We start from the raw sequence: 219 nt of genomic DNA on the forward strand, positions 1-219 counted from the left end.
CTCTCGTACTGCGCGCAACGATTGGATAATTTGTTCAGTTAGCATGGATTAATCCTTATTCGTGAAAGTCGCTTTTAAGCCGCGGTTGAGTCATTAAGTGCATTCAGACCTTGTTGCCAAAAAGCCACTTCCATACGCGTTGCGGTTTTGAAGATATGAACGATGTTCTGACCACGCTCGCTGTTGATATCAATTTCAGCAAGCAGTTGATTGAAGTAT

The 219-nt window shown here is 42.9% G+C and carries 1 pseudogene; it reads right to left on the reverse strand.

From position 1 onward, the window contains the following. Window positions 1-74: 74 nt before the first annotated feature. A pseudogene (locus tag AB4653_RS16430) lies at window positions 75-219 on the reverse strand (thiaminase II); the annotation flags it as partial.

This window comes from Vibrio sp. 10N.222.48.A3, from assembly GCF_041475345.1.
Lineage (GTDB): Bacteria > Pseudomonadota > Gammaproteobacteria > Enterobacterales > Vibrionaceae > Vibrio > Vibrio tasmaniensis_A.